The sequence below is a fragment of the Streptomyces araujoniae genome (genome assembly GCF_050871195.1).
Classification (GTDB): Bacteria; Actinomycetota; Actinomycetes; order Streptomycetales; family Streptomycetaceae; genus Streptomyces; species Streptomyces bacillaris.
On record NZ_CP194070.1, the window covers coordinates 5,867,264 to 5,887,696 of the forward strand.

The 20,433-nt window shown below is 72.7% G+C and carries 14 protein-coding genes; 12 read left to right on the top strand and 2 right to left on the bottom strand.

Annotated elements, in window-relative coordinates:
• The first annotated feature begins 48 nt into the window (after window positions 1–48).
• The 8 genes from ACQ9ZG_RS25460 (at window position 49) to ACQ9ZG_RS25495 (ending at window position 9,849) form a co-directional block, all read left to right on the top strand.
• Window positions 49–1,563, top strand: coding sequence for a gamma-aminobutyraldehyde dehydrogenase (locus ACQ9ZG_RS25460; protein WP_109914283.1), 1,515 nt, complete (start codon window positions 49–51; stop codon window positions 1,561–1,563).
• Window positions 1,564–1,627: 64 nt separating this feature from the next.
• The gene (locus tag ACQ9ZG_RS25465; protein ID WP_109914282.1) at window positions 1,628–2,875 is read left to right on the top strand and encodes an ABC transporter substrate-binding protein; all 1,248 of its coding nucleotides are present in this window, start codon (window positions 1,628–1,630) and stop codon (window positions 2,873–2,875) included.
• Between the two features lie 95 nt (window positions 2,876–2,970).
• On the top strand, window positions 2,971–4,122 hold the full coding sequence (locus tag ACQ9ZG_RS25470; RefSeq protein ID WP_109914281.1) for an ABC transporter ATP-binding protein: 1,152 nt from the start codon (window positions 2,971–2,973) through the stop codon (window positions 4,120–4,122).
• Entirely contained in the window at window positions 4,119–5,054 is a 936-nt protein-coding gene (locus tag ACQ9ZG_RS25475) for an ABC transporter permease (protein WP_018488749.1), read from the top strand. The genes ACQ9ZG_RS25470 and ACQ9ZG_RS25475 overlap by 4 nt, the downstream gene beginning before the upstream one ends.
• A complete protein-coding gene (locus ACQ9ZG_RS25480) occupies window positions 5,054–5,857 on the top strand; it encodes an ABC transporter permease (RefSeq protein WP_018488750.1) in 804 nt (267 codons plus the stop codon). Before ACQ9ZG_RS25475 ends, ACQ9ZG_RS25480 begins: the two co-directional genes overlap by 1 nt.
• A gap of 24 nt (window positions 5,858–5,881) precedes the next feature.
• Window positions 5,882–7,297, top strand: coding sequence for an NAD(P)/FAD-dependent oxidoreductase (locus ACQ9ZG_RS25485; protein ID WP_109914279.1), 1,416 nt, complete (start codon window positions 5,882–5,884; stop codon window positions 7,295–7,297).
• A 137-nt stretch (window positions 7,298–7,434) separates the two neighbouring features.
• Window positions 7,435–7,938: a hypothetical protein gene (locus tag ACQ9ZG_RS25490; RefSeq protein WP_109914278.1), complete on the top strand. Its 504-nt coding sequence runs from the start codon at window positions 7,435–7,437 to the stop codon at window positions 7,936–7,938.
• 87 nt (window positions 7,939–8,025) lie between these two features.
• Window positions 8,026–9,849, top strand: coding sequence for a chitinase (locus ACQ9ZG_RS25495; protein ID WP_109914276.1), 1,824 nt, complete (start codon window positions 8,026–8,028; stop codon window positions 9,847–9,849).
• 286 nt (window positions 9,850–10,135) lie between these two features.
• Here ACQ9ZG_RS25495 and ACQ9ZG_RS25500 read toward each other — a convergent pair whose 3' ends face one another.
• Both ACQ9ZG_RS25500 and gabT read right to left on the bottom strand, forming a co-directional pair.
• A complete protein-coding gene (locus ACQ9ZG_RS25500; RefSeq protein WP_499281257.1) occupies window positions 10,136–10,942 on the bottom strand; it encodes a phosphatase PAP2 family protein in 807 nt (268 codons plus the stop codon).
• A gap of 148 nt (window positions 10,943–11,090) precedes the next feature.
• Window positions 11,091–12,431: a 4-aminobutyrate--2-oxoglutarate transaminase gene (gabT, locus tag ACQ9ZG_RS25505; RefSeq protein ID WP_109917574.1), complete on the bottom strand. Its 1,341-nt coding sequence runs from the start codon at window positions 12,429–12,431 to the stop codon at window positions 11,091–11,093.
• Window positions 12,432–12,712: 281 nt separating this feature from the next.
• Here gabT and ACQ9ZG_RS25510 point away from each other — a divergent pair, with 281 nt between their 5' ends.
• From ACQ9ZG_RS25510 to mgtE, 4 genes are all read left to right on the top strand, one after another.
• Window positions 12,713–15,193, top strand: a complete 2,481-nt coding sequence (locus ACQ9ZG_RS25510) for an ATP/GTP-binding protein (RefSeq protein WP_499281258.1) — start codon at window positions 12,713–12,715, stop codon at window positions 15,191–15,193.
• Window positions 15,194–15,358: 165 nt separating this feature from the next.
• Entirely contained in the window at window positions 15,359–16,933 is a 1,575-nt protein-coding gene (locus ACQ9ZG_RS25515) for a PucR family transcriptional regulator (protein ID WP_499281259.1), read from the top strand.
• 187 nt (window positions 16,934–17,120) lie between these two features.
• Window positions 17,121–18,566, top strand: a complete 1,446-nt coding sequence (locus ACQ9ZG_RS25520) for an aldehyde dehydrogenase family protein (RefSeq protein WP_109916750.1) — start codon at window positions 17,121–17,123, stop codon at window positions 18,564–18,566.
• A gap of 412 nt (window positions 18,567–18,978) precedes the next feature.
• Window positions 18,979–20,346 carry a magnesium transporter gene (gene mgtE, locus ACQ9ZG_RS25525; protein WP_109916751.1) on the top strand — a complete coding sequence of 456 codons (1,368 nt, stop codon included), beginning with the start codon at window positions 18,979–18,981 and terminating at the stop codon, window positions 20,344–20,346.
• Window positions 20,347–20,433: the final 87 nt, after the last annotated feature.

Genomic DNA, 20,433 nt, shown 5'->3' on the forward strand with positions numbered 1-20,433 from the left:
AGGCTACGCCGACCCCGCCCAGCGGGTACAGCGGCGGAGGAGAGCGTCATGAGCAACGGCTTCGCAGTTCAGGACCGCTTCGCGGAAGGTGCGCAGTACATCGGCGGCAAGCTGCTCCCGGGCACGTCCGGCCGCCACCACGACATCGTGAACCCCGCGACCGGCGCGAGCGTGCTCCGCTACGAGCTGGCGGGCACCGACGACGTGGACGCGGCGGTCGCCGCCGCCCGCGCCGCCTTCCCCGGCTGGTCCGGCGCCACCCCCGGCGAGCGCTCCGACGCCCTGCACCGGTTCGCCGCCGTCCTCGCGGAGCAGGCCGACGACTTCGCGTACGCCGAGTCCCTCCAGTGCGGCAAGCCGCTCAAGCTCTCCACCGAGTTCGACGTCCCCGGCACCGTCGACAACGTCGCCTTCTTCGCGGGCGCCGCCCGCCACCTGGAGGGCAAGGCCGCCGCCGAGTACGACGGCGACCACACCTCGTACGTACGGCGTGAGGCGATCGGTGTCGTCGGATCGATCGCCCCCTGGAACTACCCGCTCCAGATGGCCGCCTGGAAGATCCTCCCGGCCGTCGCCGCGGGCAACACCATCGTCCTCAAGCCCGCCGAGCTGACCCCGCTCACCTCGCTGATGTTCGCCCAGGCCGCCACCGAGGCAGGCATTCCCGACGGGGTCATCAACATCGTCACCGGCGCGGGCAAGGAGGCGGGCGAGCACCTGGTGGGCCACCCGGACGTCGTGATGACCTCCTTCACCGGCTCCACCGCCGTCGGCAAGCGGGTCGCGGAGATCGCCACCGCCACCGTCAAACGCCTCCACCTGGAGCTGGGCGGCAAGGCCCCCTTCGTGGTCTTCGACGACGCCGACCTGGAGGCCGCCGTCCACGGCGCGGTCGCCGGATCGCTCATCAACACCGGCCAGGACTGCACCGCCGCCACCCGCGCCTACGTCCAGCGCCCGCTGTACGACGCCTTCGTCCGCGACGTCGCCGCGCTCATGGAGACCGTCCGGCTCGGCGACCCCTTCGCCCCCACCACCGACCTCGGCCCCCTCATCAGCCACGCCCAGCGCGACCGGGTCGCCGCCTTCGTCGAGCGCGCCCGCGGCTACGCCCGGGTCGTCACCGGCGGCGAGGCCCCGGGCGGGGAGCTGGCGGACGGCGCGTACTACCGGCCGACCCTCATCGCGGACGCCGCCCAGGACAGCGAGGTCGTCCAGTCGGAGATCTTCGGCCCGGTCCTGGTCGTCCTCCCCTTCGACACCGACGACGAGGGCATCGCGCTCGCCAACGACACCCCGTACGGACTGGCCGCCTCCGCCTGGACCCGCGACCTGTACCGCGCGAACCGCGCCACCCGCGAGATCCAGGCGGGCTGTGTGTGGGTGAACGACCACATCCCGATCCTCTCCGAGATGCCGCACGGCGGGTACAAGGCCAGCGGCTTCGGCAAGGACATGTCGGCGTACTCCTTCGAGGAGTACACGCAGGTCAAGCACGTCATGTACGACAACACCGCGGTCGTCCGCAAGGACTGGCACCGCACGATCTTCGGGGACCGATAGCAGCTGCCGCGCGACCGGGGGCCGAAAGCCCCCAGCGGCCTCCCACCCGAAAGGGCAAACGCGTATGGAGAGTTACGAGCCCGAGCGCCTCACGCCGGTCCAGCTGGCGGCCATGAGGCGGTCCCTGACCAACGGCAGGGGCGCCCTCACCCGCCGCTCCCTGCTGCGCGCCTCCGGCATGGGCGCCCTCGCGCTGGGCGGCATAGCCACCCTCGGCGCCTGCGGCATCCCGCCCGCCGGACGCGCCGAGGGAGCAGCCGCCGCCGACGACCACTCGGAGCGGGAGAAGGTGGTGAACTTCTCCAACTGGACCGAGTACATGGACGTCAGCGAGGACGAGAAGAGCCGCCCCACCCTCGCGGCCTTCACCGAGCGGACCGGCATCAAGGTCAAGTACACCGAGGACATCAACGACAACGTCGAGTTCTTCGGGAAGATCAAACCGCAGCTCGCGGCCGGGCAGGACACCGGACGCGACCTCATCTGCGTCACCGACTGGCTGGCCGCCCGGATCATCCGGCTCGGCTGGGCCCAGAAGCTCGACGCCTCCAACCTCCCGCACGCCTTCGCCAACGTCTCCGCCCAGTTCCGCAGCCCCGACTGGGACCCCGGCCGCGCCTACTCCTACCCCTGGACCGGCATCCCCACGGTCATCGCGTACAACGCCAAGGCCACCGGCGGCCGCAAGGTCGACTCGGTCACCCAGCTCCTCGACGACCCGAAGCTCAAGGGCCGCGTCTCCTTCCTCTCCGAGATGCGCGACACCGTCGGCATGACCCTCCTCGACCAGGGCAAGGACCCGGGGAAGTTCACCGACGCCGACTTCGACGGGGCGATCGGACGGCTCCAGAAGGCCGTCGACAAGAAGCAGATCCGCCGCTTCACCGGCAACGACTACACCGCCGACCTCAGCAAGGGCGACATCGCCGCCTGCGTCGCCTGGGCCGGGGACATCATCCAGCTCCAGGCCGACAACCCGGACATCGAGTTCACCATCCCGGCCGCCGGCTACATCATCTCCAGCGACAGCCTCCTGGTCCCCGCCCAGGCCCGGCACAAGACCAACGCCGAGAAGCTCATCGACTACTACTACGAGCCCCCGGTCGCCGCCCAGCTCGCCGCGTACATCAACTACGTCTGCCCGGTCGACGGCGTACGCGAGGAACTCGCCAGGATCGACGAGTCGATGGCCTCCAACACCCTGATCCTCCCCGACAGGGAGATGGCGTCGAAGTCCCGCGCCTTCCGCTCCCTGAGCACGGAGGAAGAGACGGCGTACGAGGAGAAGTTCGCCAAACTCATCGGCGCCTGACCCGGCGCCCCGGCCACCGGCCCCGCCGCGGGCCGGGCCCCTTCCGCCCGGTCACCCCCTTCCTCACCTCACCGAACACACTGGGACCGCGACCCATGACACAGCAGCAGACCGCCGGCGGCGATGTCCGCCTCGCCGGTATCAGCAAGACCTACGGCTCCTTCACCGCCGTGCACCCGCTCGACCTGACCGTCCCCCAGGGCTCCTTCTTCGCCCTGCTCGGCGCCTCCGGCTGCGGCAAGACCACCACCCTGCGGATGATCGCGGGGCTGGAGGAGGCCACCACCGGCACGGTGCTCCTCGGCGAGAAGGACATCACCGACCTGCCCCCGTACAAGCGGCCGGTCAACACCGTCTTCCAGAGCTACGCCCTCTTCCCGCACCTGGACATCACCGAGAACGTGGCCTTCGGACTCCGCAGGCGCGGCATCAAGTCGGTGAAGAAGCAGGTCGACGAGATGCTCGACCTCGTCCAGCTCGGGGACTTCGCCCGCCGCAAACCGCACCAGCTCTCCGGCGGCCAGCAGCAGCGCGTCGCCGTCGCCCGCGCGCTCATCAACCACCCGCAGGTCCTGCTGCTCGACGAACCGCTCGGCGCCCTCGACCTCAAGCTCCGCCGCCAGATGCAGCTGGAGCTGAAGCGGATCCAGACCGAGGTCGGCATCACCTTCGTGCACGTCACCCACGACCAGGAGGAGGCCATGACCATGGCCGACACCGTCGCGGTGATGAACGGCGGCCGCGTCGAACAGCTCGGCGCCCCCGCCGACCTCTACGAGAACCCCCGCACCACCTTCGTCGCCAACTTCCTCGGCACCTCCAACCTCATCGAGGGCGAGATCGTCTCCACCGGGAGCGACCTGGTCGTGGCGGCCGGCGGCGGCAGGCTCACCCTGCCCCGCGAGCGATGTTCGGCCCCCACCAGCAGCGGCGGCCGGCTCCTCCTCGGCATCCGGCCCGAGAAGATATCCCTCGCCCACGCGGACGACGCCGACACCGTCGCCGCGGGCCGCAACCGGGTCACCGGCCGCATCACCGACTCCAGCTTCATCGGCGTCTCCACCCAGTACGTCGTCGAGAGCCCGGCCGGAACCGCCCTCCAGGTGTACGAGCAGAACATCGAGCGCGACACGCGCCTGGTCCCCGGCGCCGAGGTCGTCCTCCACTGGAACCCCGCCCACACCTTCGGCCTCGACGCCGCCCAGGACATCGACGCGGGCGCCACCAGCGTGGAGGACGCGGAATGAGCGCCACCGAGGCGCCGCCCGCGCCGACCCCCGAGGGACCCCGGGAGCTGACGCTCCGCAAGCCCTCCACCCGCAAGCGGCTCGTCCCCTACTGGCTGCTGCTCCCCGGCATCCTCTGGCTGCTGGTCTTCTTCGCCCTGCCGCTGGTCTACCAGGCCTCCACCTCCGTACAGACCGGCTCCCTGGAACAGGGCTTCGAGGTGACCTGGCACTTCCAGACGTACGTGGACGCGCTGCGCGAGTACTACCCGCAGTTCATCCGGTCCCTGCTGTACGCGGGCACCGCCACGATCCTCTGCCTGCTGCTGGGCTACCCGCTCGCCTATCTCATCGCCTTCAAGGCGGGCCGCTGGCGCAACCTGGTGCTGGTGCTGGTCATCGCCCCGTTCTTCACCAGCTTCCTCATCCGTACGCTGGCCTGGAAGACGATCCTCGCCGACGGCGGCGCGGTCGTGGACGTGCTCAACACCCTGCACGTCCTGGACGTCACCAGCTGGCTCGGCTGGACCGAGTCCAACCGGGTGCTCGCCACGCCCATGGCGGTCGTCTGCGGTCTGACGTACAACTTCCTGCCGTTCATGATCCTGCCGCTCTACACCTCGCTGGAGCGGATCGACGGCCGGCTCCACGAGGCGGCGGGCGACCTCTACGCGACCCCCGCCACCACCTTCCGGAAGGTGACGTTCCCGCTCTCCATGCCCGGCGTGGTCTCCGGCACCCTGCTGACCTTCATCCCGGCCAGCGGTGACTACGTCAACGCCGAACTGCTGGGCTCCACCGACACCAAGATGGTCGGCAGCGTCATCCAGAGCCAGTTCCTGCGGGTCCTGGACTATCCGACGGCCGCCGCGCTCTCGTTCATCCTCATGGCGATCGTCCTGCTGATGGTCACCTTCTACATCCGCCGCTCCGGGACGGAGGACCTGGTCTGATGCCCGTACTGCGCTGGATACGCCGGAACCTGGTCGTCATCGCGGGTCTGCTGACCCTCGCGTACATGATCCTGCCGAACATCGTCGTGATGGTGTTCTCGTTCAACAAGCCCAACGGGCGGTTCAACTACGAGTGGCAGCGGTTCTCGCTGGACGCCTGGAAGGACCCCTGCGGGGTCGCGGACCTCTGCGGCTCGCTCTCGCTCTCCCTCCAGATCGCCTTCTGGGCCACCCTGGGCGCCACCGCGCTCGGCACGGCGGTCGCCTTCGCGCTGGTCCGCTACCGCTTCCGGGCGCGCGGCGCGATCAGCTCGCTGATCTTCCTGCCGATGGCGATGCCCGAGGTCGTCATGGCCGCCTCGCTGCTCACCCTCTTCCTGAACATGGGCGCCCAGCTCGGCTTCTGGACCGTGCTGATCGCGCACATCATGTTCTGCCTCAGCTTCGTGGTGACCGCCGTCAAGGCGCGCGTGATGTCGATGGACCCGCGGCTCGAGGAAGCCGCCCGCGACCTCTACGCGGGACCCGTACAGACTTTCGTGCGGGTGACCCTCCCGATCGCCGCGCCCGGAATCGCGGCGGGTGCGCTGCTCGCCTTCGCGCTCTCGTTCGACGATTTCATCATCACGAATTTCAACGCGGGCTCCACCGTCACCTTCCCCATGTTCGTCTGGGGTTCGGCGCAGCGCGGCACGCCCGTCCAGATCAACGTCATCGGCACCGCGATGTTCATCATTGCGGTGATGGTGGTGCTCGTCGGCCAGCTCATCGCGAGCCGCCGGAAGAGCAGTGCACGGAACTGAACATCCCTGAAGGAGTTGGAAACCATGGCCCCAGCTGCCATGCGTATCGCCGCACGATCCCTCTCCGGCGCCAAGCCGGTCTCCTACTGGCTCGACGACCCGGAAAAGCCCGCCGCCCTCCCCGCCCTCACCGGCGACGAGCACACCGACCTCCTGGTCGTCGGCGGCGGCTACAGCGGACTGTGGACCGCGCTCATCGCCAAGGAGCGCGATCCGGAGCGGGACGTCGTCCTCATCGAGGGGCACGAGGTGGGCTGGGCCGCCTCGGGCCGCAACGGCGGCTTCTGCGCCGCCTCCCTCACCCACGGCCTGGCCAACGGCGTCGAGCGGTGGCCGGACGAGATCGCGGAGCTGGAGGAGCTGGGCGCGCGGAACCTCGACGCCATCGAGGAAGCCGTCGCCCGCTACGGCATCGACTGCGAGTTCGAGCGGACCGGCGAGATCGATGTCGCCACCGAGCCGTACCAGCTCGACGAGCTGCGGGAATGGCACCAGGAGATCGTGGCGCTCGGCATCACGGGGGTCGACTTCCTGGACCGCGACGCCGTGCGCGCCGAGGTCGACTCGCCCACCTTCCTCGGCGGCCTCTGGGACCGCCGCGGGGTCGCGATGCTGCACCCGGCCAAGCTCGCCTGGGGGCTGAAGCGGGCCTGCCGGGAGCTGGGCGTACGGATCTACGAGGGCACCCGGGGCCTGGACCTGGTCCGCTCCGGCGAGGGGATGGCGGTGCGGACACCGTACGGGCGGATCTTCGCCCGCCGGGTCGCGCTCGGCACCAACATCTTCCCCTCGCTCGTCAAGCGGGTCCGCCCGTACACCGTGCCGGTCTACGACTACGCGCTGATGACCGAGCCGCTCACCTCCGAGCAGCTGGAATCCATCGGCTGGAAGGGCCGTCAGGGACTCGGTGACAGCGCCAATCAGTTCCATTACTTCCGGCTCTCCGCGGACAACCGGATTTTGTGGGGCGGCTACGACGCGATCTATCCGTACGGCGGAAAGCTCAGCGCCGATCTGGACCAGCGGCCGGAGACGTTCCTGAAGCTCGCCGGGCAGTTCTTCGACTGTTTTCCGCAGCTTTCCGGGGTGAATTTCTCGCACGCCTGGGGCGGTGCGATCGACACCTGTTCGCGTTTCACCGCGTTCTTCGGCACGGCCCATCAGGGGCGGGTCGCGTACGCCGCCGGATATACCGGTCTCGGCGTCGGCTCGACGCGTTTCGGGGCCGATGTGATGCTCGATCTCCTCGCCGGTGAGGAGACCGGGCGGACCCGGCTGGAGATGGTCCGCTCCAAGCCGATGCCGTTCCCGCCGGAGCCGTTCGCCTGGGCCGGGATCGAGATCACCCGGCGGTCGCTCGCCCGCGCCGACGGCAACGGGGGCCGCCGCAATCTGTGGCTGAGGACCATGGACAAGCTGGGGCTCGGCTTCGACAGCTGACACCCCGTCCAACAGTGTGACCCAGTTCACTACCAACAAGTAGCCTGAACCCGCGTCATAGTTGGCGCCCGCCGCTCTCTCGCACGTGAACGCACCGGCGGGACCCTGCCGGTGCCCACGTCAACGGGAGGCAGGCCATGACTGGCTCGGAGACCAGGGCCGCGGTCGAGTGGCTCACATCGGTGGCACCGGAACCGCGTGCCTGTCGGCGGGAGTGGGAGCGCAATCCGCAGGGGGTCGCGCTCCTCCCCGCCGGCAAGCGCTGGGACGTGCTGATCCTGCCGGGTGAGCTGGGATATCCGACGCTCGACGTGCTCACCCGTCTCATCGACCGGCCGGGCCCGGTCCTCGCCGACTTCGGCGAGTCCCGCATGGGGTTCTTCGTCCCGCCCGGCACCGTGTCCCGCTGGCTCGGGACCGGCATCAGGGGGGCGGGCCCCGGCACCTGGATCGTCGTGCCGCACCCGGGCCGGGCGGCCGGGGGAGTGCGCTGGCTGATCCCGCCGGACGGCTCGGGGACCCTCACGGACGCCGGGCTGCTGGAGCTGGCGATGCACGAGGCGGCCGGGGCCGCGGCGTCCCGGCACGACCGCGGGGGCGGGTGGCCGCCGGAGGCCCGGGGCGGTGACGAGGAGGAGTGACCGGCTGCCAGAGGTCTTGACAACCTGATTGGTCTGGACCATGTTGTGCGCACGCCACACCCGATTCCCCCCTGCTCGGAGGCTGTTGTGGGACGCACCGGACCAACCGTCAGATTTTCCGGACTTCTGGCCACCTGTACGGCGGCGGTGCTCGCCGCCGGTGCCCTGGTCGCCACGGCACCGGCGGCGAGCGCGGCCGACGTGGACGTGGCACGCAACGGCGGCTTCGAGGCGGGCCTCGACGGCTGGAGCTGCAGCGCCGCCAGCGGGGCGGCCGTCTCCACCCCCGTACGCAGCGGCACGGCGGCCCTCAAAGCGACCCCGGCGGGCAACGACAACGCCCGGTGCTCCCAGAGCGTCACGGTGAAGCCCAACTCCCGCTACACGCTGAGCGCCTGGGTGCAGGGCAGCCACGTCTACCTCGGCGCCACCGGCACCGGCACCACCGACGTCTCCACCTGGACCCAGTCCCCGGGCGCCTGGAAGCAGCTCACCACGAGCTTCACCACCGGCCCGAACACCACCTCCGTCAGCGTCTACACCCACGGCTGGTACGGCACGCCCGCCCACTACGTCGACGACCTCACCCTGGTCGGCCCCGGCGGCGACCCCGTGGTCGTCCCGGCCGTCCCCGCGGGCCTGCGGACCACCGCGCTCACCTCCTCCTCGGTCGCCCTCTCCTGGAACGCCGTCTCCGGCGCGACCGGCTACAACGTCTACCGGGGCGGTACGAAGGTGGCCTCGGCCACCGGCCCCGCCGCCACGGTGACCGGGCTGACCCCCTCCACCGCGTACACCTTCCAGGTCACCGCCACCAACGCGGCCGGTGAGTCCGCGAAGTCGGCCGGCCTCGTCGCGACCACCACCGCGGGCGGCGGGGGCGGCGGGGGCAAGCTGCCCGCGCGGGCGCTCGTCGGCTACCTCCACTCCAGCTTCGCCAACGGCTCCGGCTACACCCGCATGGCGGACGTGCCCGACTCCTGGGACGTCATCAACCTCGCCTTCGGTGAGCCCACCACCGTCACCTCCGGCGACATCCGCTTCTCGCTCTGCCCGGTCACCGAGTGCCCGAACGTCGAGTCCGAGGCGGACTTCAAGGCCGCGATCAAGGCCAAGCAGGCCGCGGGCAAGAAGGTCCTGATCTCCATCGGCGGCCAGAACGGCCAGGTGCAGCTCGCCTCCACCGCCGCCCGGGACGCCTTCGTCACCTCGGTCTCGAAGATCATCGACACCTACGGCCTGGACGGCCTGGACATCGACTTCGAGGGCCACTCCCTCTCGCTGAACACCGGCGACACCGACTTCCGCGCCCCGACCTCACCGGTGATCGTCAACCTGATCTCGGCGGTGAAGACCCTCAAGGCGAAGTACGGCTCCGACTTCATCCTGACCATGGCGCCCGAGACCTTCTTCGTCCAGCTGGGCTACCAGTTCTACGGCTCCGGCCCCTGGGGCGGCCAGGACCCGCGCGCCGGCGCGTACCTCCCGGTCATCCACGCCCTCCGCGACGACCTGACCCTGCTGCACGTCCAGGACTACAACTCGGGCCCGATCATGGGACTGGACAACCAGTACCACTCGATGGGCGGCGCGGACTTCCACATCGCGATGACCGACATGCTGCTCGCCGGCTTCCCGGTCGCGGGCAACACCAGCCGCGTCTTCCCGGGCTTGCGCCCCGACCAGGTCGCCATCGGCCTCCCGGCCTCGACCAACGCGGGCAACGGCCACACCTCACCGGCCGAGGTCAACAAGGCGCTCAACTGCCTGATCAAGAAGACCGACTGCGGTTCCTACCAGACGCACGGCACCTGGACGGACCTGCGCGGCCTGATGACCTGGTCGATCAACTGGGACCGGTTCAACAACTGGGAGTTCAGCCGCAACTTCAACAGCTACTTCGGCCGCTGACCGACCGGCGTACGGCCGGCCGCACCCGGCCGTACGCCCACCAGACCGATGCCCGTCGCCGGGGTGAAGAGGACCGCGGCGCCGGGCATCACCCATGCCCGGCCCCGGGTCGCCGCGCCCCGGCCGCCCGGGACCCGCGACCCGGCCGTCCCGCTCGGGAAGCACCGACGGACGCAGAGGCGCCGACGGACGCAGAGGCGCCGGCCGGGCCCAGAGGCGTCGGCCGGGCGCCGAAGTGCCGACGCGGGCCCGCCGCCGGACCGCTCAGCGCCCGCCTCCGGCCCGCTCAGCGCCCGCGGCCGGCCCGGCGGCGGCCCGCCCACCACAGCGGCGCCAGCAGTACCGGCCCCAGGCACCAGCTCGCCAGCACGTCCAGGGGCCAGTGGTAGCCGTGCAGCACCAGCCCGACGCCCGTCGCCGCGGTCAGCAGCACCGCGGCGGCGGGCGGCAGCCACGCGCGCAGCCACGCCGGCCGGTCCACCGCGAGGAGGAGCAGGGCGGACGCCCCGTACGCCACCGCCGCCGTCGCCGTATGGCCCGACGGGTAGTAGTTGACGGCCTCGGTCAGCGGGCCCTGCCGGGCGGTGGCCACCTTCAGGGGGATCACCAGCGCGGGCACGGCCGCCATGGTGAGGGCCGCGTACACCGGCAGCCGCCTGGCCCCGCGCCACAGCGCGTACGCGATCGCGCAGACCAGCACCGGGAGCGCCACCGGCACCCCGCCGAGGTCGGAGAAGAGCTGGGTCAGGGCGGCGGGGCCGCGCCGGAACAGGCTCTCGCCGAGGCGTTCGTCCAGCCGGACCAGCGGGCCGTCGGCCGCCACCTGCCAGGTGATCAGCCCGAACAGGGCCACCAGCGGGGCGAGAACGAGAGAGGCCGGCCACCCGGGAACAGGGGGGGTTGTTCCGGGATGGCCGGCGGGACCGGGTTGCCGCGCGCCCCGGGGGGTGTGGGGCGGGCGGCCGTCCGATCGGTGAGGAGTCCCGGAGCCGGAGGCTCCGGTGCCGTGCGCAGAGGCACGCCCGGGACGGCGCCGGGGAAGCTCCGGCCCGGAATCCCCCGCGGTCTCCCGCGGGCGATGTGTTTCTCTCATCTGCAGAAACCGTACGGCAGTGAGGGGGCGGCCGACAGCCGCAGCCGCCACCCGCCATCGCCCCCGCACACCTTCTTCACAGGCCCTCACCCGGACGCCGTACGGCAGCGGCGCGGAGCCGCCTCCGTACGCGCCCGGGGCCGGAGGATCAGAGCGTGCCGAACGCCTGCTCGATGACGTCCAGACCCTCGTTGAGCAGGTCCTCGCCGATCACCAGCGGCGGCAGGAAGCGCAGCACGTTGCCGTAGGTGCCACAGGTCAGGACCATGACGCCCTCGGCGTGGCAGGCCTTGGCGAGCGCCCCGGCCGCCTCCGGGTCCGGGTCCTTCGTGCCGGACTTCACCAGCTCGATCGCGATCATCGCGCCACGGCCCCGGATGTCCCCGATGATGTCGCCGTTCGGGAGCTTCGCCCGCATCTCGGCGAGGCGGCCCTTCATGACCTCCTCGATCCGCTTGGCCTTCCCGTTCAGGTCCAGCTCGCGCATCGTCTCGATGGCGCCGAGCGCACCGGCGCAGGCGACCGGGTTGCCGCCGTACGTGCCACCCAGGCCGCCCGCGTGCGCGGCGTCCATGATCTCGGCGCGGCCGGTCACGGCGGAGAGCGGCAGACCGCCCGCGATGCCCTTGGCGGTGGTGATCAGGTCCGGGACGATGCCCTCGTCCTCGCAGGCGAACCACTGGCCGGTGCGGCAGAAGCCGGACTGGATCTCGTCCGCGACGAAGACGATGCCGTTCTCCTCGGCGAACCGCGCGATCGCCGGGAGGAAGCCCTTGGCCGGCTCGATGAAGCCGCCCTCGCCGAGCACCGGCTCGATGATGATCGCGGCGACGTTCTCCGCGCCGATCTGCTTGGTGATCTCGTCGATGGCCTGGGCGGACGCCTCGGCACCGGCGTTCTCGGGGCCGGTCGGCCAGCGGTAGCCGTAGGCGACCGGGACGCGGTAGACCTCGGGCGCGAACGGGCCGAAGCCCTGCTTGTACGGCATGTTCTTCGCCGTCATGCCCATGGTGAGGTTCGTCCGGCCGTGGTAGCCGTGGTCGAAGACGACGACGGCGGTGCGCTTGGTGTAGGCGCGGGCGATCTTCACCGCGTTCTCGACGGCCTCGGCGCCCGAGTTGAACAGCGCCGACTTCTTCGCGTGGTCGCCCGGCGTCAGCTCGGCCAGCTGCTCGCAGACCTCGACGTACCCCTCGTACGGCGTGACCATGAAACAGGTGTGGGTGAAGTCCGCGAGCTGCGCGGTGGCGCGGCGCACGACGGCCTCGGCGGAGGCGCCGACCGAGGTCACGGCGATCCCGGAGCCGAAGTCGATCAGCCGGTTGCCGTCCACGTCCTCGATGATCCCGCCGCCCGCGCGGGCGGTGAACACCGGCAGGGTGGAGCCCACACCTGCGGCGACGGCGGCGACACGGCGAGCCTGAAGCTCGGCCGACTTCGGGCCGGGGATGGCAGTGACGACGCGGCGCTCCTGCGGAATGGCGGTCATGCGGGGCTCCTGGGGGTGTTGCGGACGCTCTTCTTTTCTGCAGGCTAGGGGCGGGGGAGGGACCCGGGCATGCTCCGATCGGGAGTGGTGGGTGCGTGTCGTTGTCCGCGGCGGACAGGACGGCGGCCGACGCCCCGCCGACCTGGCGCGATGCGGGTGCGGGGACGGGCCGGGACGGCCCGGGACGGTCACTCTTCGGGCGGGTTGCTGAACTCCCCGTGCGCGCGCACTAGATTGACCGGGGCAGCGGACGGACCGGCAGGTCAAGGGGGCAGTGGTTCATGGACGACGAGGGCGCGCGGGGCGTACGGGGCACGGGCGCGGACAGGGTGCCGGGCCCGGCGGTGCCACCGCCTCCGGCGGGACCGCCGAAGGTGCCGGGAGCGGGGACCCCCGCGTCGGGACAGCCCTGGGGCCCGCGCGGTGGCGAGCCGGAGGCACCACGGGTGCCCGCGATCCCGCCCCCGGCCGGGCCGTCCGCCGCCCGCCCCGCCGCGCCGCCGCCCCCCACGGAGCAGCCGCCCGCCGCCCTGGACGTCTGGCTGCGGACGCCCCGCCCGCCCGCGGCCCCGGGCGTCTGGCGGTTCGGGTTCACCCCGCGCCCGCCCGAGCAGGGCGAGGAGGTCTCCGACCGCTCGCTCGTCGTGGGCGCCGTCATCACCCTCCTCTCCGCCCTCCTCCTCTGGTCGCTCTGGCGGAACGGCTACCTCCCGTACCGGCTCGTCCCGCTCAAGCTCTTCACCCCGGGCGAGTGGTGGAACCCGGGCACCTCCGGCGGCCCCCGCACCATCGAGGGCTCCGACGCCCTCACCGTGTACGAGGCCCTCCTCTTCGGGCTCCTCGTCTACGGCTGCGGCCGGATCGGCAACTTCTCCGAGCTGTTCCGCCGCCATGCCGTCGACCGGGGGCAGCCCTTCCTCGCCCTCGCGGCGGCCGCGGCGGCGGGCCTCACCCAACTGCTCGTCTGGAACGAGGCCCTGCCGGTCGTCCGCCCGGTGCTGGTCCTCGTGGCCGCCGTGGCGGGCGGCGAGATCTACCAGAGCCAGACCGTCGTCAACATCGTCTACGGACTGATCGCCGCCGCCGTCCTCTGGCCCTTCGCCCGCCTCGGCCGCTGGCGCGAGCTGATCGCCGCCCGCAGGGGGACCGCCACCCCGCCCCCCGCCGACGACCCGGCCCCCGCCACCGAGACCTCCGCCGACCGCTGGCCCGAACTCCGGGCGGCCGGCTGGACCGACGCGGCCGACACCCTCACCGCCGAGGTCCGCACCGGCCGGATGAACGACGTGGACGCGGCCCGCCTCCGCCACGCCTGGGCGGAGGCCACCCGCAGCCCCGACCGGCTCGCCCCCCTGGCCGAGGCCGTCCTCCGCACCGGGGGAGCCGCCGCCCTGCACCCCTCGGGCCGGCGCGACCTGCCCCACCGAACCGCCCGCCACGACGTGCTCACCGGCCAGGTCCGCATCGGGCGCTGCGCCGAGGACCCGCACAACCCCTACGCCCGCCGCTCCACCGGCCTCGCCCTGGACCCCGCCCTGCTCGGCACCTCGCTGCTGGCCGTCGGGCCGCCCGGCTCCGGCAAGTCCGACCGGCTGGTGCGGCCCGTCGTCGAGGCCCTGGGCCTGCGTGCCCTGGCCGGACAGGCGGCCGTCCTCGCCGTCGGCGGCGCGGGGGCACCGCTGGGCCCGGACGAGGCCTTCGACGTCGTCGTCCGCGTCGGCAACCCCGCCTCCGCCCACGACCTGGACCTCTACGGCGGCACCAGCGACCCCGACGAGGCCGCCGCCGTCCTCGCGGAGGGGCTCGTCGGCGACGTCGGCAGCCTGGACAGCCGCCGCGCCGCCACCGTCCTCGCCCAGCTGCTCGGCCCCTACCGGGCGGCCCACGGCCACTTCCCCTCCGTACCGGAGCTGCGCGAACTCCTCGACGGAGCCCCGGCCGCGCTCGCCGCCCTCCGCGCCGCCCTCGAAGCCGCCGGGCACCACGCGATGCTCCGCGAGCTGGAGGCCCGGGCCCGGCAGGCGGGCGGCCCCGGCGACCCCGCGCCCGTCCTCGCGGACCGGGTCGCCCTGCTCGACCGGCCCGCCTTCGCCGGGTTCTTCGCCACCGGACCCGACGCCCGCCCCTTCGAGCTGCGCTCGCTCGGCCAGTATCCGCTGCGGGTCCGCGTCGACCTGCCCGAGCGCGGCCACGCCGAGGCCTCCCGCCTCCTCACCCGCCTCCTGCTCGCCCAGTTCACCGCGATCACGGCGGCCCGCACGGACACCGCGCTCTTCGCGGGCCTGGTGCTGGACGACGCGACCCACGCGGTGACCGCCGAGACCGTACGCGGCATCCGCCGGCTGCGCTCGGTCAACGCGGGGGCCGTCCTCACCCTCCGTACGGTCGATGACGTCCCTGAGGCCCTGCACACCCCGCTGCTCGGCGCGGTCGGCTGCACGGCCGCCTTCTCCGGCATCACCACCTGGGACGGCAAGCGGTTCGCGGAGGCCTGGGGCAAGGAGTGGGTCGAGACCCGCGAGGTCGCCCAGCACACCGTCTTCGCCGACCAGCCCTTCACCCGCGCCCTGCACGCGCTGCGCAAGCTGGTCACCGGGAAGGCGGTGACCACGGACGCGGTGACCGTGCGGCAGGTGGAGAAGGAGCGCTGGTCGGCCTCCGAGCTGGCGTACGCGGTCCCGGCCGGGCACGCGGTGATCCGGCTGACGACGGTGGACGGCGAGTACGCGCCGCCGCTGCTGGTGGAGCTGGGTGGCCGATAAGGGCGTCCCGCGGGACGGGGAGCGCTGAGAGCGGTTACAGGAACTCTGCCGCCCTGGCAGAATCGATGGCAGCCGTTCATACGGGACGGCGAAATACCCACTGCCCATCCGGCTGGCGAACCCCCTCGTCGGCCCGGCGCCACCGACACCGAGGGTCCCGGTCCCATGCCCCCCACGCTCGCCTCGCTCGTCCAGCACTCGGCGCTCAAGCTCACGGTGCGGGCCGGGGCGGACCGGCTCGGCACCCCGGTGCGCTGGGCCCACGCCAGCGAGCTGGCCGACCCCGTCCCCTACATGGACGGCGGCGAACTGCTCCTGGTGACCGCCACCAACCTGGACGCCGAGAACGCCGAGTCCATGCGCCGGTACGTACGACGGCTGGCCGGAGCGGGGGTCGCGGGGGTCGGCTTCGGGGTCGGCGTGAACTACGAGGACATCCCGGACGCGCTCGTCGAGGCCGCCGAGGAAGCGGGCCTGCCCCTCCTCGAAGTGCCCCGCCGCACCCCGTTCCTCGCCATCAGCAAGGCCGTCTCCGCCGCCATCGCCGCCGACCAGTACCGCGCGGTGACCGCCGGTTTCGAGGCCCAGCGCGAGCTGACGAAGGCCGCGCTCGCCGGGGACGGTCCCGCCGACCTCCTCGCCCGTCTCGCCGCCCACGTCGACGGGTGGGCCGCGCTGTACGACACCTCCGGCGCGGTCCTCGCCGCCGCCCCCGACTGGGCCGCCCGCCGTGCGGCCCGCCTCACCCCGGACGTCCAGCGGCTGCGGGACCGCCCGGCCCCGGCCAGCATCGTCGTCGCGGACAGCGAGGACCGGGTCGAGCTCCAGTCGCTGGGCACCGGCCGCCGGGCGCGCGGGGCCCTGGCCGTCGGCACGGGCGCCGCCCCGGGCACCGCCGAGCGGTACGCCGTGCACTCCGCCGTCGCCCTCCTCACCCTCACCACCGCCCGCTCCCGCTCCCTCCAGGGCGCCGAACAGCGCCTGGGCGCCGCCGTCCTGCGGATGCTGCTGGCCGGCCAGCCCGACCACGCCCGCGCGGTCGCCGGGGACCTCTACGGCGGGCTGCTCGACGCCCCCTTCCGGCTGCTGATCGCGGAGGCCGCCGCGCCGGCCGCGTACGAACTGCTCACCGAGACCATGGAGGCCGCCGCCGCGCGGGCCGGCGAGGCGCTGCTGATGGTGCCCGAGGGTGAGCGCGTGGTGGTCCTGGCGGCCGACGGCGGCACGGCGGTCGCCGCCTGCGCGGCCTACGCCGAGGCCCAGGACGACCGTGCCCCGCGCGAAGGGGGCCCGGACGACAGCGACGTGGTCGTCGGCCTCTCCGCCCCCTGCGGCCCGATCGCCGTCTCCTCCGCGTACAAACAGGCCGAACAGGCACTCTCGGTCGCCCGCCGCCGGGGCAGGGCCCTGGTCGAGCACGAGGAGCTGGCCGCCGGTTCGGTCCTGCCGCTCCTCGCGGACGACGCCGTACGGGCCTTCGCCGACGGCATGCTCCGCGCCCTGCACGAGCACGACGCCAAGGGCCGCGGCGACCTCGTGGCCTCCCTGCGCGCCTGGCTCTCCCGCCACGGCCAGTGGGACGCGGCCGCCGCCGACCTGGGCGTCCACCGCCACACCCTGCGCTACCGGATGCGCCGGGTGGAGGAGATCCTGGGCCGCTCGCTGGACGACCCGGACGCGCGGATGGAGCTGTGGCTGGCGCTGAAGGCGACGGAGGCGGCGACCCCACCGGAGGCGTAGCCCCCTCCTGCGCGCCCCCTGCCAATCCGTAGCAGGGGAGGCCGAACCCACTCCACCCCGGCTAAACGCGATCGGGGCTGCCCCGTCCTACCGTGGGACCACAGAGGGAGCCTCCCGGGCGCCCACGACGCAGTACATCCCGACCTCCGTACGACCTCCTCACGACCTCCGAAGGGCCGGAACCTCCATGACTTCGCCCCACGCCTTCTGGGTGGCCGGCCGCCGGGCCACCGGTGCCGACAGCTTCGACGTCACCAACCCGTACGACGGACGCCTCGTCGGCACCGTCAGTGTGCCGACCGACGCCCAGGTCGAGGAGGCCGTCGCCGCCGCCCACGCCGTACGCGACGAGTTCGCCGCGACCCCGGCACACGTCCGGGCGGCCGCGCTGGACCACGTCGTACGGCGGCTGGGGGAGCGCACCGAGGAGATCGCGCAGCTGATCTCGGCGGAGAACGGCAAGCCGATCAAGTGGGCGCGCGGCGAGGTCGGCCGGGCGGTCTCGGTGTTCCGGTTCGCGGCCGAGGAGGCCCGCCGCTTCAACGGCGGCGAGGCGCAGCGCCTGGACACCGACCTCGGCGGCACCGGCCGCCTGGGCCTGGTCCGCCGCTTCCCGCGCGGGGCGGTCCTGGGCATCGCCCCCTTCAACTTCCCCCTCAACCTCAGCGCCCACAAGGTGGCCCCGGCCATCGCCGTCGGCGCCCCGATCATCCTGAAGCCGGCCCCGGCCACCCCGATCTCCTCGCTGATCCTGGGCGAGCTGCTGGCCGAGACCGACCTCCCGGCGGGCTCCTGGTCCGTCCTGACGGTCCCGAACGACAAGATGCCCGCCCTGGTCCAGGACGAGCGCCTCCCGGTCATCTCCTTCACCGGCTCGGGCCCGGTCGGTTACGCGATCATGGACTCGGTGCCGCGCAAGCACTGCACCCTGGAGCTGGGCGGCAACGGCGCGGCGGTCGTCCTGTCCGACTACGCCTCCGACGAGGACCTGGACTGGGCGGCGACCCGGATCGCCACCTTCTCCAACTACCAGGGCGGCCAGTCCTGCATCTCGGTCCAGCGCGTCATCGCGGACGCCTCGGTCTACGACCGCCTCGTCCCGAAGATCGTCGCCGCCGTCGAGGCCCTGGTCACCGGCGACCCCGCCGACGCCACCACGGATGTCGGCCCCCTGGTCAGCGAGGACGCCGCGAAGCGCGTCGAGTCCTGGGTCGCGGAGGCGGTCGACGCCGGCGCCGAACTCCTCACCGGCGGCAAGCGCGACGGCGCCACCTACGCCCCCACGGTCCTGGCGGGCCTCCCCGACGACGTGCAGCTCGCCTGCGAAGAGGTCTTCGGCCCGGTCATGTCCCTCCAGCGGGTCGACGGCGAGGCCGAGGCGTTCGCCGCCGTCAACTCCTCCAAGTACGGCCTCCAGGCAGGCGTCTTCACCCACGACCTCCAGACCGCCTTCCGCGCCCACCGCGCCCTGGAGGTCGGCGGCGTGATCATCGGCGACGTCCCCTCGTACCGCGCCGACCAGATGCCGTACGGCGGCGCCAAGCAGTCCGGCGTCGGCCGCGAGGGCGTCCGCTACGCGATGGACGACTACACCTACGAGCGCGTCCTGGTCCTCACCGGCCTCGCCCTGTAACACCCCGCCGACGCCCCTCCGCCCGCCCTTCCGCCCGGACAGCGAGGTCGGGCGAGGAGGCGGCGAATCGAACGGCCGGAGCCCACTGTGCGGGGGCTCCGGCCGTTTCCGGCTGTGCGGAGTCCGGCTCCCCGAGCGGAGCCCGGTGCGACACGGACCGGAACGCGGCCCGCCGGCCGGGTCCGTTCCGGTCCGGTCGGGCCACGTACGCTGGGAGGGCGTCCTCCGTGGGGTGGCGCGGCAGACCGGCGGTGAAGCGAGAGCGGGGGTGGTGCTGCGATGAGCAGTGAGCCTCCCAGTCGGTGCGCCGCGTAGCACCCGCCCTCCGCTCCCGCGGGAGCGGTCCGCCGGCCCGTGCTCGCGGCGTCCGTCCGCGCCCACCGTGATCCCACTCCTGTGTTGAGGACCTGCCATGCCGCAACCACGTCCGCCCCACGAGCCGGGCCCCGAGCTCGCCACGTCGCTGCGGGAGGCCGTCGGAGCCCGCCGCCTGACCGCTGTCCAGGAGTGGCTGGGGGCGCATCCGCCGCACGTGATCGCCGACGAGTTGGCGCGTATGGACGCGGTCGACGCCGGAGTCGCCTTCCGGGTCCTGGACAAGGACCGGGCGCTGGCGGTGTTCGAGGAACTGGAGCCGGTCGACCAGCAGCAGATCCTGGAAGGCCTGCGGGACCGGACGTTCCGGGAGATCGTCGAGGGCATGGACCCGGACGACCGGGCCCGGATGCTGCGCGAGGCCCCGGCGAAGGTCGCCCAGCGGGTGCTGGCCGGTCTGAGCGCCAACGAGCAGCAGATGACCTCCGCGCTGCTGGGCTACCCGGAGGGGTCGGTCGGCCGCTGGATGAGCCCCGAGGTGGTGGCGCTCTCGCAGAACCTGACGGTCGGACAGGCGCTGCGGACGGTGCGGGCGAAGGGGACGGACGCGGAGACGGTGTACACGCTCCCCGTGGTGGACGCCGGGCGCCGGCTGACCGGCGTGGTGGAGCTGCGTGAGCTGGTGCTCAACAGCCCGGAGACCATGGTGTCGCACCTGGTGGTCAGCGAGCCCGCGTCCGCGTACGCCACCGAGTCCGCCGAGCAGGCCGCCCGGTTGATGCGGGAGACCAACGTTCTGAACCTGCCGGTCGTCGACAGCGAGGAACGGCTCGTCGGCCTGTTCACGAGCGATGACGCCCTGGAGGCCATCGAGGCCGCCGACACCGAGGACGTGGCCCGGCAGTCCGGCGCGGCTCCCTGGGCCGGCCACTACATGGCCGCCTCGGTCTGGCAACTGGCCCGGTACCGGGCGCTGTGGCTGACGCTGCTGCTGGTCGCGGCGACCCTGACGGTCGGGGTGACGCAGGCCTTCGAAGCCACGCTGGAGCAGGTCGCCCAGCTCGCCCTGTTCATTCCCATGCTGATCGGGGCCGGCGGCAACGCGGGTGCCCAGGCCGCGACCGCCTGTGTCCGCGCTCTGGCGGTCGGCGAGGTCCGGGGCTCGGACCTGCTGAAGGTGATCTGGCGCGAGTGCCGGGTCGGTCTGGTGCTCGGCTCCCTGCTGGCCGCGCTCGGGCTGGTGCTGGGCACACTCTTCGTCAGTGTGAAGATCGCCCTCGTGGTCGGCATCACCCTGGTGCTGATCTGCGGCTGGGCGGCCACCATCGGCGGCGCCATGCCCCTGCTCGCGAGGCGGCTGCGCATCGACCCGGCGGTCGTCTCCGCCCCGATGGTCACCACCCTGGTGGACGCCACCGGCCTGGTCATCTACTTCCTCACCGCCAAAGCGGTCCTGGGCGTCTGACCAGGGCACGCCGACCCGGTCGCGCGGGCCCCGGAGACCGGCCGCGCACCGGACGGGCCTTGGCCCGGGAGCCCCGGGCGCCTCCTC